Origin of the sequence: Lutimonas saemankumensis, from assembly GCF_020171465.1 — a bacterium.
Taxonomy (GTDB): domain Bacteria; phylum Bacteroidota; class Bacteroidia; order Flavobacteriales; family Flavobacteriaceae; genus Lutimonas; species Lutimonas saemankumensis.
In genome coordinates this window covers 664,460-678,921 of record NZ_JAIUZR010000004.1, presented here as the reverse complement: position 1 = coordinate 678,921, position 14,462 = coordinate 664,460, and the positions used below count along the sequence as shown (strand labels likewise).

The window sequence follows — 14,462 nt, the reverse complement described above, 5'->3', positions numbered from 1 at the left end:
AAATTAGTTTTGGTGTTTTGATAGTTATAATCTTATAAAGTTACTATTTATAAATAGATAATAATGCCATAATTTGCTCAAATTATGGTTTAATGGACTCATTTTATGCTACTTATTGTTAAAATAACCAGGGGATCAAAGCCTTTCTATTTGTTGGGTATTCAGAAAAATGAGACTTATACCAGCTGTGATGTTTAGTGGCTCTGGGGATGAGGTTGGCACATGTCCAGACCAGAAAAGTCAAGGCGGGAAGATTCCATGCCATCATTGCAAACCCGCTCCATTGAATAAGTTCACCAAAAAGATTGGGGCAGGAAATATATTTAAAGAGAAATCCTTTAGGAATTTTATAGCCTGTTTCACTGGGCTTTCGCAGATGGATCAATTTATGATCACTGATCTGATTGATTATAAATCCTCCCAGGAAAAGCAAGATCCCCAAAAAGAATGTCCATTCTGTGAAGGAACTGTTTGAATAGCTTTCAAAATGGGCAAGGAAATAGCCGTTTAACCCGGCATTGATCAGGTTAAAAAAAATAGCTGAGGCAACAATTATAACCGGCATCTGTTTACCCTTTGTTCTGATTCTGAAGGGAAAGATAAAGGTCCTGTTAAAATAATGCAGTAACCAAAGGATGGAGAGCATGGAGGCGAAAGTACTTTGATCTGAAGTCAGAAAGAAGTATAGAATGACCAGGAAAGAAGGAGCTTCCATAATAATCCATCCCGCCTTATTGGAAATTTGAGGCCCCCATCCCGATTTTGCATGTCGGCCATAAGGAGCTGTTACGAACTGTAAAAGGAGGAAAGTAGCGATTCCCACAGCCATCCAAATCCAGCAAATCGTATAAAGGGTTGCAGGAGTCATTTGATATTGTTTTCATTAAACCAGGCAATAAGGGCCCGAACGCTTTCGTTAACCGGCCTGTTCGAATGCCCTAATTCTCTTTTAGCTTTGTTACAGTTCATATTCTTTGGAGCAGTTTGAAGCGTAATAAGACTTTCCCTGTTAACGGGCCATCTTAGAGGAAACAATTTATTGTAAAAATTGATAAAAGGCAATAATGCTAATAGAAGTTTTACGGAAAGAACAGTAGGTGTTTTCGAAGGATTGGCCATTTTCGCCAATTCCTTAAGAGTTACATATTGACCGCCGGTCAAATAAACGGAGCCTTTTGCTGCTTTGGACAAACTGTTCTCAATTGTTTTGCAAAGATCCCGGACATCAACCATATTATAACCACCATCGGTGATGAAAGGGAGTTCACCCTTATGCATATCGAGTATTGTTCGGCCAAACCTTGAAATTTTGGGGTCTTCAGGCCCAAGAATGGCAGTGGGCCTGAGAATGAAAGCATCCAGGTTCTTTTGATTCACATAATCGAGCACCAGTTCTTCAGCCCTGGCCTTGGTCCAGGCATAATAAAAGGACTTGTTTTTTCTATAAGGCCGGTTTTCATCGAAAACATCATTTCCCATTACATCCTCAGTTGCGGTAGAAGAACTGATGTAAGCGAACCTTAGATTCAAGTTCAAACAACAACTTAAAAGATTTCTTGTACCTTCAACATTTACACGGTAGATCAAATCCTGATTTCCTTCTCCAACAGATATGGCGCTTGCACAATGTACTAAATAATTTGAGTCTTTAATGAAATTCAAAAGACTGTCTTTATTCAATAAGTTTCCCTCAATCCAGTCCAGTTCAGAATGAAACCAGGGAGGATCATCTTTTCTAATAAGCGCTCTCACCTTGAAATTCCGGCCAATGAGGTGTTTTATAAGATTTATTCCCAAATGACCAGTTGCACCCGTTACAGCAACGGTTTTTTTAACGAGTATGTTCTTGTTTGATTTCGATTCCATTTAAAAATACTGGGGCCTCCAATAATATATTTCAGTAGTTCCTCTAGATGTTAGGTCAAAGTCCCGGCCAAAATTCAGAATTCAAAGGTTTGGCAAGGAAAACCCTCATCATCGAACATAACCTGAGCATGTCCGCTTGGAGCGTCATAGGGGGCTTTATCGAGAATAGAAGGATTATTAGGATAAGAGCCATCTTTAAAAGATAATTCTTTGAATACCCCGCTGTCTCTAACAAGAAGTATGGACCATCCATTTGTTTTAGTGGGCTCAACAAATATGGGGGCTCGGGTTACGGTAAATTTTGTTATGATTTCCCCGTACTTATCCAAAAGCAGAAAGGTGCACCCTCCGGAGCCGCAAAAATAAGGCCCCATGAACCTTACAAAAATTTCTTCATTGCCATCGTCATTGAGATCTGTTTTGTAAAATTGAAATTTCCTGTCAATGGGTTGCAGAAATTCCAGATCATCTTTTAAGTATTCGAGTGAAAGAAAATTTTTCAGATTATTGGCAGTTTGCTCATCTGTTGATTGTGAAACATACATTGATTTCTCTTGAACCCTTTCATCAGATAATGCAGTCGAGTCCATTGATTCCCCAGAAGTCTGAACCTTTTTTTTCACTTCATTTTTACAAGAAAAAATCATGAGAATCAAAATAAAAAAAGTGATATTTTTCATAGTTGTGGTTAGTTATCGGTTTTTAGCAAGTCGCCTGATTATTGCCCATTGTTTTAAGGTTTCTTTTGCCTCAACGGCAGGAAAGCCGAGAATGGTTTGCCCATCAGGAATATCATTGATAATGCCTGATTTGCCTCCGATAGTGACTCCATTTCCTATGGTGACATGATCTTTGACCGCGACTTGACCGGCCATCACTACCCCGTCTCCCAGGGTGACGGATCCGGATATTCCACAGCTTCCTGCTATCAGACAGGCTCTACCGATCTTGCAGTTATGGCCTATTTGTACCAGATTGTCAATTTTGGTTGCGTCCCCAATAGTGGTTGAACTGAACTTTCCTCTGTCAATACAGGTTGATGACCCTATCTCCACCTGGTTTCCAATTACAACATTGCCTATGTGTGTTATTTTCACGATTCCCTTCCCATCGGGGCTTGGCCTGTAACCAAAACCATCAGATCCAATACTAACATTAGCCTGTAGGATGGTATAATGACCGATCACGCACCTTTCAGCAATGACCGTCCCTGATTTAACGATGGTATGGCTTCCAATCTCGACGTCATCAAGAATCGTGACATTAGGATAAATCTGAGTATTATTGCCTATCTGAACGCCAGGACCTATATATGCATTTGCACCTATAACCACTCCTTTTCCAAGTTGGGCAGTACTTTCAACAACAGCTGATGAATGAATACCCGAGTTTAATTCAACCGGAGGAGGTGTAAACAGATCGAGCAATTGAGCCATTGCCAGATCCGCATTTTCAACCTCAATAAAAGCTCTGTTATGCCCCGGTTCATTAAGACCCAGGGATTTGTTCACAATTGCTGAAGAAGCTTTTGATTTTTCCCACAGGGAAATGTATTTTTTATGCCCTATAAAAGTAATGGAGTTCTTATCAGCAGATTCAATTTGTTCGGGTTCAGAGATTTCTTCAGTAGTATGTCCGATCAATGTCCCACTGAGCAACTCACAAAGCTCTTCAACGCTATAACTTTTTTTTGTTTTATTCATAACTGAAAGATACGTATTTCTAGTGACAGGCTTTTAGTTAATATACATTTCGTATAAGTTATTGAGCGAATAAGAGGTTTGTTTCCTGCCTACTTTTAAAAAACCAAGGTTTGTATAATATTGGCACAGAAGTTCATTGGAAGCGTCGCAGTCAAGTCTCAGTTTTCCTATTCCTTTGGTCTTAAGCCTTTCAATAACTTCCTGTATTACTATTTTTCCTATTCCAAGCCCTGAAAATTCGGGTTTGACCACCAAAGAATGAATATATCTCACACCTTTTTCTTTACCTTTTTCATCCCAGTAAAGAATATCATTCTCAAGGAGTCGGAACATACCAATTTTATGACCAGATTCGTTTAATGCAAAGTAAAATTCATTTTTGTTAAGCCCTTCAGTCACCCATTCAATTTTGTCGTCTGGAGGATCCTGCCAGTAGCTCCATTGACTGACATTTTTTTTCTCAAGCGATTTACTTGCGGTTTTAAAAAATGACAGGATTTGTTTCAGATCCGTCATATTGGCTTTTTGAAAATGTATTTTCATCATTCGCGCTACATTATATAAAACTCATTGTATGCTGTTTCCCCGAACTCCAAATTAATTTAGTACACATCTTACACCACCCCTGTCTATTTCCACGATGCACTCATTGCAGCGATTACATCCGCTTTTATAGATTCTGCCTTGTTTCATTTTAACAAGAAACTGCGGATCGTGGATCAATGGCCTGGCCAGCGCAATAAAATTGAAGCCATTTGAGAGGATCTTTTCTATGCCTTTTTTAGAATCGACTCCTCCTAAATAGATCAGATCCATATTAACTTCTTTTCTCACTTTTATGGCTTTTTCCAAAAAGAAATTCTCTTTGAATTTAAATTTTTTTACAAGTACAGGTCCAAAAAGGGCCATGGTTATCTTTTCAGCAATGGAGGAAGCATTTTTGATCATTTTTTTCAAGGGTACACGGCCTCTCAATAAATAAAATGCAGATTTACTCGTAAAACCTCCACTTAATACAATTGCAGAACAGCCTATTTTTTCAAGTTTCTTGGAAACATAAATACAGTCCTCCAGAGAAAAACCTCCTTTGATACCATCGTCAAGATTCAATTTTACAAGTACCGGAAAATCAGGTCCGACAGATCTGATCACCCTATCGACAACGTACAATGGATATCGACTCCTGTTACTTATTGATCCACCGTACTTATCCTTTCTTTTATTAGTCAGCGGACTTAAGAATTGACTCAGCAAATAGCCATGGCCCAGATGTATTTCCACAGCATCAAATCCAATTTCTTGCAGCTTACGCGCCGAAGAGGCAAATTTGTTTGCCACACGTTCAAGATCATTTTCGTCCATGACCTTAGAATAAAATAAACCGGACAGGAAACCATAGGCGTTGAAAATTTTGCTGGGGGCCAGAAGGTTTTTCGAACTATTGTCTTTTGAGAAATAACCGCAATGAGTCAATTGCATGCACACCTTACCACCTTCATCATGCACCTTATCAGCCAGTTCTTTTAACACTGCCAAACTTTCTTCATTAATGTACAATTGATCTTTGAAAGTCCTTCCATCTGAAGAAACTGCTCCGTAGGCAACTGTTGTCATTCCAACCCCGCCTTTGACCATAGACAGGTGATGCGCTATAAGTTTCTGGTTGGGAATACCTTTATCTGCCATTCCTTCATAAGTGGCCGCTTTAATAAAACGGGATTTCAGGCACAAAGCTGAATTACCTAATTTTTTATCCGAAAAAGCTGATTCAAAAGAGACGTATGCAGATTTTGATTTTGACATTTGCTAATCTTGATGTGCTAATTTAATTTAAGAACATCGAGAATCAAAGAATCAAACCTTAATTTATGCCAAAGAACCCATCGTTGAGTTCCTTTTCAGGCCCACTGACTTCTTTTTTCAATCCAACAACGAGGTTACCGTCAATTTCTTGGGCTTCAAAACCTCCCATATTCAGGTATTTGGAAACTGGAATTCTTTTTGGCCCCAAAATATGATTCTTGAAGAACCCGGCCTGATCAGATCCGCTGGCCTCAGACATAAGTGACTCCAATGCTGCAAGATCATAACCCTCATTGGTTCCACCATATTTTTTATAAAGTTGACGCATTACATTGTCGAGGCTGTTTTCGTTTGATGTTGATGAGCGTATAATCATGTCCTGTGCTATTCCAGTAAACATCCCTCCGCTGTAAATAAGGCCCCAGTGATCGTGTTTTAAATCCCCTTGAGTCAAGGAATGAATTCCTACGGCTTTATCTTTATCATAGCGCTGATAAAATAAGTCATTTAAGGTTTTCAGGTAGGAATCTTGATCCAGAAACCCTATATGATATAAAGCTTTCAAGGTATAATAATTAGTGACCCCTTCCTTAAACCATTCGCAATCATTTCCCAAAGGGGTAAATGATTTTCCGTTCCATAAATGGAAAAATTCATGAGCAAAAATAAATCTTCCGATCAATTCAGACATCATGTCCCCGTTTTCTTTCAGCAAAATGCTGATATGATTTCCAATTACCTCTCCATCTGTATTGGAAGAGGAACTCATGATGACCATGGATTTGTCAAAAGAGTCTTCCGGCGAAGGCTTTGGAACACCTCCAAAAAGATTAATATAGTAATCCATAATACCTTCCGCCATAGCGGTAAATTTTTCTTTTTGGGCTATAATTTCTTTGCCTCCAAATGCGAATATCAATTCAAAGTTTTCTCTTTTTATCAAATATTCTTCATGTGTCCCGGCAAAGAACATACTGTCTGACAGTGTCGTCAAATTATTCACGGAGTACACATAGGGCTGAGATGATGAATTTTTCCAAGGTGACGAAACCTTCCACTTTTTGGGAATATTAAATGCTACAATGATGTCTTTTTTATGTTGACCGTTCATTATAAAAATACTTCTTCCCGTATAGAATACACCCCATTCTCTGGAATAGGCAGCCCCGTCAACTCCACCGCTCCATTTAAAATTTTCATGGTCTAATTTTACGATGTATTTGAGCTTGATCCGACTTCCTGGTTTCGCATGAATTTTCCAGTTTGATCCTGCCAGGGTATCAATTTGAATCGGATCTCCTTTCAATGACCGGGCCTCCAGATCCTGGATAAAATGAGCCCATCGAGAAGAGAACTGATTTGCACCTATAGAACTCATATAGAGCTGATCATCTTCAAGCAGCATCTCACACTCAATTATGGCTGTTTTCACGTTGTTGCCATCGATATGAATTTGATATTTATCAGAATGGGATTCTCCGTTGCCAAATCCGGAAACCGAAATAAAAGTAAACAATAAAGCAATGAAGAAAGGATTTATCCTTGCAAATTTAATTTTAGTAGTCATAGTAAAAGATTTATTCAAAGTAATTGGACGTACACTCTGAATAATTCGTTACACTATTTTATTTAAAAGCTGCAATACCGGTTATATCCAGTCCTGTAATAAGCAAATGAATGTCATGAGTTCCTTCATATGTGATGACAGATTCCAGGTTCATCATATGTCTCATGATCGAATAATCACCTGTTATACCCATGGCTCCCAAAACCTGTCGGGCTTCACGGGCGATATTCAATGCCATTTCCACATTATTTCTTTTCGCCATAGAAATCTGAGCAGAAGTTGCTTTTCCTTCATTTCTCAACACCCCCAACCTCCAGGTCAGTAATTGAGCCTTGGTTATTTCTGTGATCATCTCAGCAAGCTTTTTTTGCTGAAGCTGAAAGGCAGCAATTGGTTTCCCAAACTGAACTCTCTCTTTTGCATACCGAAGAGCTGTATCATAGCAGTCCATGGCACATCCTATGACCCCCCATGCAATTCCGTATCGGGCAGAATCAAGACAACCCAAAGGAGCTCCCAACCCATTTTTGTTTGGCAGGAGATTTTCTTTAGGAACCTTCACATTTTCAAAGATCAGCTCTCCTGTGGCAGATGCCCTTAAAGACCATTTACTGTGAGTTTCCGGTGTCGAAAATCCTTCCATTCCCCTTTCTACGATCAATCCGTGGATCCTTCCTTCTTCATTCTTTGCCCAAACAACAGCAATGTCAGCAAAGGGAGAATTTGAAATCCACAATTTTGCTCCATTCAAAAGGAAGTGATCGCCCATATCCTTGAATTTTGTCTCCATTCCTCCGGGGTTTGATCCGTGATTGGGCTCTGTCAATCCAAAACATCCGATCATTTCACCGGAAGCCAGTTTTGGAAGATATTTGGACCTTTGTGCCTCATTTCCATATTTCCATATTGGATACATGACCAAAGAGGACTGTACGGATGCCGTAGACCTTATTCCTGAATCTCCACGCTCTATTTCCTGCATGATCAGTCCATAAGAGATCTGATCCAGGCCTGCACCTCCGTATTCTTCGGGAATATAAGGGCCAAAAGCACCGATTTCGGCCAATCCACTTAATAACTGATTTGGAAATTTTGCTTGCTGCGCAGCTTCTTCAATGATCGGAGAAACTTCTCTTTTTACCCAGTCTCTGCAAGCGTCTCTTACAAGTTTATGTTCCTCTGAAAGCAAGTCGTCTAAAAGGAAATAATCCGGAGCCTGAAATTGATCTACAGCCATAGTAATTTAATTTTTGTTAATAAAGCAAAGTTACAATTATTGGATTGATAAAAACAAGTACAGTAAACTTTTAAATGCATAATAAATAATTATTTATATTTGTGCTCCATGCAGGAAACTTTTAGAAAGGAAGAAAGGCTAAAAAAGAAAAATCTCATTTCAGAATTATTTGCCTCGGGTAGATCTGCCACAGTATTTCCGTTAAAAATGATCTATCTTGAATACGATCATTTATCACCCTTCAAAATCCAGGCCGGAGTATCAGTTTCTAAGAGGAACTTTAAAAATGCAGTGGAAAGAAATCGCATTAAACGACTGATGCGGGAAGCATACAGGAAGAATAAATCACTTATATACAATGATGCTGATACTAAAAAGCACATAATCATGTTTATATATCAGGCGAAGGAGGAAATATCCTTTGAACTGATGGATAGAAAAATGAATCAATTGATTCGCAAATTTTTGACAAAACAAAAACCTCACAGTGTATGAAAAGATTGAAAAAAGTTGTAGTTATAGGAGGATTAGCAGTAATGAGTACCTTTTTGTTTGCCTTCAAATCTGATTTTTTTGAAGTTGCCAAACAAATGGAAATTTATACAACCCTGTTTAAGGAACTAAACCTTTATTATATCGATGAGATCAATCCGGCAGCTTTGACTGAGAAAGCGATTAATGAAATGCTTGAAGACCTCGATCCTTATACCAAATACTATGATGAACAAGGGGTTGAAGAGGTTAAGATCAATTCTTCCGGTGAATACAGCGGCATAGGGGCTGAATCAAGATATTATGACAATAGACTTGTTATTGCCGAAGTTTATGAGGGTTATTCTGCGGAAGTAGAAGGAATAAAAGTAGGTGATGAGATCATTAAAATTGAGGACATTTATGTTGCTGACTATAACAGCGATCAAATAACTTCTCTTCTTAAAGGAACCGCAGGAACTACGGTGAAACTGGTTGTTAAGAGAAATAATGAGAAACTGAACTTCAATGTGAAAAGAGAGAAGATCATTGTTGACCCGGTTCCGCATTTCCAAATGATCACGGATGATGTTGGATACATAGCGTTTGACCGATTCAATAACAAAGCTTCTTCTTCTGTAAAATCTGCATTTGTGGACCTTAAAGAACAAGGTATGACCAAACTTATTCTTGATGTAAGGGGCAATCCGGGAGGACTCTTAAATGAGGCTATAGAAATAACAAACTTCTTTGTTCCAAAAAATGAGGTTGTGGTAAGCACAAAAGCGAAATTAAAAAAATGGAGTGAAGTTTATAAAACAAAATACGAACCTATAGACCTTGAAATTCCAATTGTTGTGCTCATTAATGAAAGGTCTGCATCTGCCTCGGAAATTGTTGCAGGATCCTTACAGGACCTGGACAGGGCTGTCATATTAGGTGAGCGCTCATTCGGAAAGGGCCTTGTTCAGCGTTACAGGAACCTTACCTATGGCACTAAGTTAAAATTGACAATTTCAAAATACTATACCCCAAGTGGCAGAAACATTCAGGAACTTGATTATACGCATAGAGACGGAGAGGATGTTCCAAAATTTTCAGAAGAAAAGCGAAATGCATTCAAAACCAGGAACGGAAGAACTGTATATGACGGAGGAGGGATATCACCGGATGTATGGGTGAAAAAAGAAGATCTTACAGCTTCGACCAAGGCCTTATTGAGATCTGATGCTATATTCAATTATGCATCCTTTTATTATTATAATCATGAGAGCATTGCCAGCCCTGATACATATGTTTTTAAGGATTCGGAATATGATGCTTTTATCGACTTTTTAAAAGAAGGAGAAACGAATTTTAAAACCAATTCTGAAAAGAAATTCGAAAGGGCTTTTGAATTATCTGAAAAAGAAAATCTATCACGAGGAATAGAAGGTTCTTACAAGGCCTTATCAAAAGCTCTTGAGGATCAGAAAATACAGGAAATAAATACGAATAAAGAAAGAATTAAGGGAATGCTGAGCGACGAAATTATAAACCGGTATTACTTTAAAAAGGGTGAATATCAAAACCATATAGAATTCAGCCCTTATATCAAAGAGGCCGTTTCTGTCTTGGAAAATCAGGATCGTTACAGAAGTATTTTATTGAATGGAAAAAATTAAAAGAACAAGAGCCCAGATTTCAACAAATGCAATTGAGCGTATTTATATTACCATGCGCCATTTGTTTATAAGAGGTTTTTACAAACCGATGGGGGTGTCGGGGAATACCCTGATTAATGAACTTTTAATTCTGCAACCTGAAATTTACGGATCTATTGCCAATGAGGCAACGGAACTGGATGGGTTGCTTTACATCATTGACAGGCTTCCGGAAGGCATAGCCGAATGCAGGTTTATAAGCCTCACTGCAGATGAAGGATTGGGCCAGTCTCATTTTAAGAAAATAGTTCCTGCCAAAAGAAGAAGAAATTGCTACAGGATTGACCGGGATCAGATGAATATTGAAATTACGCGCGGCAGGTCTGATATCTATGACATCCTGACCCACCTGACTTTCATGTTTGTTGAAGCCAATAAAATTGCAAAAAAAGTATTGATCAATGATGATGGGCGTACCATTAGAGAATGGAAACACCTGGAGGAGGTTGTTTTGACTAATAAAAAGATCGATAATAACCAGAGAGAAGTGCTTCTGGCTCATTTGTCAACATTTTTAGGCCGAAGTTATGAAGAATTACACAAGGCAGATTCAAAATTTGGAAATGAACATTCTCCAAACCGCTTTTTCCAGGTTATTTACTGGATGGGAAAACTAGCCCTGGATGAGATTATAGAAGATAAAAAGCATGAAATTACCTTCAGTCCTATTCTCAGGGAGCGAATCGGGCATCACATTTCGGGAGAAAGCTGGGCCATCAATATTAAATATGAACTTGAAAAAAGAGGTTTGATTGAAAGGCCTATTCATATCATCAGTGCCAATATGCACAGTGTAATGAACTCTATTTACGCTCCGATTTTTCTTAGCGAAGAAGCAAAGACCCATTCCGGAACAGCCCTTTTTGAACTTATAGGAAACGAGAAAAACAATAACCTAAGGAAGATCATAAAAAAAGGGGCAGCCAAGAAAGGCCTGACCTTCATCAAGGACAATACAGGGGCAAACATTGATGTTCAAATCATAGATACTGAAAAGATTGACCTGTCGAAAACGAATTATAAGCTAATTAATTCCAAGGAGGAAAGACCGGTAATTATAGTGATGGATTATGCCTTTGGAGAGCAGGCCTATGAAACGCTGGACGAACTTCTAAAACCTTACACGCTATCTTCAGGAGAAAAAAGACATTTAAATGTAGAATCAGTTTCTGTAATGGGAAAGGCGGGAATCCTGGAAGGAGTTAAAGGGGACATTATGATACCAAGTTCACATATTTTTGAAGGGACCGCAGATAATTATCCTTTTATAAATGAACTCAGCGCTGAGGACCTGAAGGATGAGGAGCTTAATGTTTTTGAAGGAGCCATGATCACTGTACTTGGAACTTCACTTCAGAACAGGGATATACTTGAGTTCTTCTACAATTCCACCTGGAGGGTCATTGGTCTTGAAATGGAAGGAGCACACTATCAAAAGGCAATTCAATCGGCCTCAAAGATCCGGGGAAATGTAAAGCAAGACATCAAAGTAAGGTATGCCTATTATGCCTCTGACAACCCCTTGGAAACGGGAAGCACACTTGCTTCAGGAGGTTTGGGAACTTCGGGTGTAAGGCCCACTTACCTTATTACTCAAAAAATACTGGAACAGATCTTCTAATATTTTTACCTGTTTCAAATTTGAGTACTTAGTTCAGAGGGCTAAATAAATTTTTTAAAGTACTTTTGCTGGCATAAAATATGGATACATGAATATACTTGTTTTAGGCTCTGGCGGAAGAGAATGTACAATTGCATGGAAGCTAGCACAAAGTTCTCAATGTGGGAATCTGTTTGTGGCCCCGGGAAACGCGGGAACCATCAAATACGCTACGAATATTGACCTTGACCCAAATGATTTCGAGGCCGTGAAAAATGCGGTGATTGAAAATAATGTTCAAATGGTGGTTGTAGGGCCAGAAGATCCTTTGGTAAATGGTATTCATGATTTTTTCCTCAATGATGATCACTTGAAACTTATACCTGTAATAGGCCCTCAGAAATTTGCTGCCCAACTGGAAGGAAGTAAAGAATTTGCCAAAGAATTCATGTACAGACATGATATTCCTACAGCTCAATATCGAAGTTTTACTGTTGATACTTTGAAAGAGGGCCAGGAATTTCTGGAAACTTTACAGCCTCCATACGTACTGAAGGCTGATGGGCTGGCAGCGGGAAAAGGTGTTTTGATTCTCGAGGATTTGAATGAAGCTAAATCAGAGCTTGAGGCGATGTTAGGGGATCAGAAGTTTGGAGCAGCCAGTTCAAAAGTTGTAATTGAAGAATTTTTAGACGGTATTGAAATGAGTTCTTTTGTGCTCACAGACAGTGAAAACTATGTCATTCTCCCCAATGCAAAAGATTACAAAAGAATTGGAGAAGGTGATGTTGGTTTGAACACCGGCGGTATGGGAGCTGTTTCTCCTGTTCCTTTTGCTGATAAGGAGTTTTTGTCAAAAGTGGAGAACCGGGTGATCAAGCCTACCATAGAGGGTTTAAAAAAAGACAATATCCCGTACGTGGGATTCATTTTTATCGGGCTGATCCGAGTCAATAATGAGCCTTATGTTATTGAATATAATGTTAGAATGGGTGATCCTGAAACGGAGGTTGTTATTCCTCGTATTCAGTCTGATCTTGTAGATCTGTTCAAGGCAACAACCGAGAAAAGACTGAATAAATTTGATCTCCATATTGACGCCAGATCAGCGACCACGGTTATGCTGGTTTCCGGTGGCTATCCGGAGGCCTATGAGAAAGGGAAGGAAATAAAAGGTCTGGATGAAATTGATACTTCAATAGTTTTTCATGCCGGAACAAAACTTTTTGAAGATAAAGTGGTTACGAATGGAGGACGTGTTTTGGCAGTTACCTCTTACGGAGCTGATTTTAGATCTGCACTGAAACAGTCTTATGACAATATTGATAAAATTCATTTTGATAAAATGAATTTTAGAAAGGATATAGGGTTCGATCTTTAGTGATCAAGTTTTGATCTTGATCTTTAAGCTTGTATCTTGGATCAAAGTATATTATTGAATCATCCAATTGAAAATAAGAAAATTCTGGTTGCTCCATTAAACTGGGGCCTGGGACATGCCGTTCGATGTATTCCGATTATCCGGGCATTGAAAAACGAGGGTTTTGTTCCTATACTTGCGGGTGACGGGGATTCTCTTTCTTATTTAAAACAAGTTTTCCCGAATCTTAAAAGTTATGAACTTCCCTCGACCAGTGTAAATTATACTTCAAAGGGAAACCTTTTGAAATTTAAATTGCTTCAACAGGCACCGTTGCTGTTTAAGAGAGTTTTAAAAGAAAGAAAATCTGTTAGAGAGATTCATAGCATTGAACATCTGAGCGGGATAATTTCAGACAATCGTTTTGGATTACGACTGAAGGGGGTTCCAAGTATATATATTACCCATCAGTTACGAGTACTCAGTGGATCTTCAAGTAGATTGACAACCAAACTCCACCAGAATATCATTTCTGGGTTTGATGAGTGCTGGGTACCGGATTTTAAAAAAAATGGATTAGCGGGGATATTATCGCGGCCAATGGAGAAAATGAATAAGGTACGATTTATAGGCCCCTTGAGTAGTTTCAAAAAACAGGAAAAAGAAAAAAAAATTGATGTTTTGGTGGTTCTAAGTGGCCCTGAACCCCAGAGAAGCATTTTGGAATCGAAAGTTAAAGAAGAACTTTCAGGGTTTAGCGGAAAATGCCTCATAGTTCAAGGCCTTATCCAAAAGAAACAGGTTTTTTCAAAGGATAAGCATTTTACTACGGTAAATTTTATGCTTAGGTCTGAACTCGAGCGGGTGATTGCCGAAAGCCATCTCATTATATCAAGGTCTGGTTACACAAGTATTATGGATTTTTTTACAATGGAAAGCCAGGTTTTCTTCGTTCCAACACCGGGTCAGTACGAACAGGAATATCTGGCAGAAAACCTTAAAAAAAAGGGTGTTGCGAATTTTTCGAAGCAGTCGGAATTCACTTTGGACAAGATTAAATACCTGGAAAAGTTCAAGGGCTTTAAGCATAAAAAAACATCAAACCCTGACTTCGACAAGTCCTTGTTTGATGTTTTTTAAATAATCTTTTAA

13 protein-coding genes are annotated in these 14,462 nt (G+C 38.7%); 5 read left to right on the top strand and 8 right to left on the bottom strand.

All coding sequences use genetic code 11. From position 1 onward, the window contains the following. Positions 1 to 118: 118 nt before the first annotated feature. The 8 genes from LCM02_RS10790 to LCM02_RS10755 form a co-directional block, all read right to left on the bottom strand. A complete protein-coding gene (locus LCM02_RS10790; RefSeq protein WP_224929421.1) occupies positions 119 to 868 on the bottom strand; it encodes a DUF1295 domain-containing protein in 750 nt (249 codons plus the stop codon). Then, on the bottom strand, positions 865 to 1,866 hold the full coding sequence (locus tag LCM02_RS10785) for an NAD-dependent epimerase/dehydratase family protein (protein ID WP_224929418.1): 1,002 nt from the start codon (positions 1,864 to 1,866) through the stop codon (positions 865 to 867). The genes LCM02_RS10790 and LCM02_RS10785 overlap by 4 nt, the downstream gene beginning before the upstream one ends. A 74-nt stretch (positions 1,867 to 1,940) precedes the next feature. Next, on the bottom strand, positions 1,941 to 2,489 hold the full coding sequence (locus tag LCM02_RS10780) for a hypothetical protein (protein WP_224929415.1): 549 nt from the start codon (positions 2,487 to 2,489) through the stop codon (positions 1,941 to 1,943). A 69-nt stretch (positions 2,490 to 2,558) separates the two neighbouring features. Further along, a complete protein-coding gene (lpxD, locus tag LCM02_RS10775) occupies positions 2,559 to 3,569 on the bottom strand; it encodes a UDP-3-O-(3-hydroxymyristoyl)glucosamine N-acyltransferase (RefSeq protein ID WP_224929411.1) in 1,011 nt (336 codons plus the stop codon). A 33-nt stretch (positions 3,570 to 3,602) separates the two neighbouring features. Next, on the bottom strand, positions 3,603 to 4,115 hold the full coding sequence (locus LCM02_RS10770; RefSeq protein WP_224929407.1) for a GNAT family N-acetyltransferase: 513 nt from the start codon (positions 4,113 to 4,115) through the stop codon (positions 3,603 to 3,605). Between the two features lie 51 nt (positions 4,116 to 4,166). Beyond that, on the bottom strand, positions 4,167 to 5,372 hold the full coding sequence (locus LCM02_RS10765) for an NADH:flavin oxidoreductase (RefSeq protein WP_224929404.1): 1,206 nt from the start codon (positions 5,370 to 5,372) through the stop codon (positions 4,167 to 4,169). Between the two features lie 58 nt (positions 5,373 to 5,430). After that, positions 5,431 to 6,939, bottom strand: a complete 1,509-nt coding sequence (locus tag LCM02_RS10760) for a M61 family metallopeptidase (RefSeq protein ID WP_224929401.1) — start codon at positions 6,937 to 6,939, stop codon at positions 5,431 to 5,433. 58 nt (positions 6,940 to 6,997) lie between these two features. Beyond that, positions 6,998 to 8,176 carry an acyl-CoA dehydrogenase family protein gene (locus LCM02_RS10755; RefSeq protein WP_224929398.1) on the bottom strand — a complete coding sequence of 393 codons (1,179 nt, stop codon included), beginning with the start codon at positions 8,174 to 8,176 and terminating at the stop codon, positions 6,998 to 7,000. A 108-nt stretch (positions 8,177 to 8,284) separates the two neighbouring features. Between LCM02_RS10755 and rnpA the strand changes: the two genes are divergently transcribed. The 5 genes from rnpA to LCM02_RS10730 all read left to right on the top strand — a co-directional run bounded on the left by rnpA (position 8,285) and on the right by LCM02_RS10730 (position 14,450). Then, complete coding sequence (rnpA, locus tag LCM02_RS10750) at positions 8,285 to 8,671, top strand: ribonuclease P protein component (RefSeq protein WP_224929395.1); 387 nt, start codon at positions 8,285 to 8,287, stop codon at positions 8,669 to 8,671. Beyond that, positions 8,668 to 10,311: a S41 family peptidase gene (locus tag LCM02_RS10745; RefSeq protein WP_224929392.1), complete on the top strand. Its 1,644-nt coding sequence runs from the start codon at positions 8,668 to 8,670 to the stop codon at positions 10,309 to 10,311. The genes rnpA and LCM02_RS10745 overlap by 4 nt, the downstream gene beginning before the upstream one ends. Further along, a complete protein-coding gene (locus LCM02_RS10740) occupies positions 10,298 to 11,971 on the top strand; it encodes a DUF6909 family protein (RefSeq protein ID WP_224929389.1) in 1,674 nt (557 codons plus the stop codon). The genes LCM02_RS10745 and LCM02_RS10740 overlap by 14 nt, the downstream gene beginning before the upstream one ends. 88 nt (positions 11,972 to 12,059) lie before the next feature. Further along, complete coding sequence (gene purD / locus LCM02_RS10735) at positions 12,060 to 13,331, top strand: phosphoribosylamine--glycine ligase (protein WP_224929384.1); 1,272 nt, start codon at positions 12,060 to 12,062, stop codon at positions 13,329 to 13,331. 36 nt (positions 13,332 to 13,367) lie between these two features. After that, positions 13,368 to 14,450, top strand: a complete 1,083-nt coding sequence (locus LCM02_RS10730; RefSeq protein ID WP_224929381.1) for a glycosyltransferase — start codon at positions 13,368 to 13,370, stop codon at positions 14,448 to 14,450. The last annotated feature ends 12 nt before the right edge of the window (positions 14,451 to 14,462 follow it).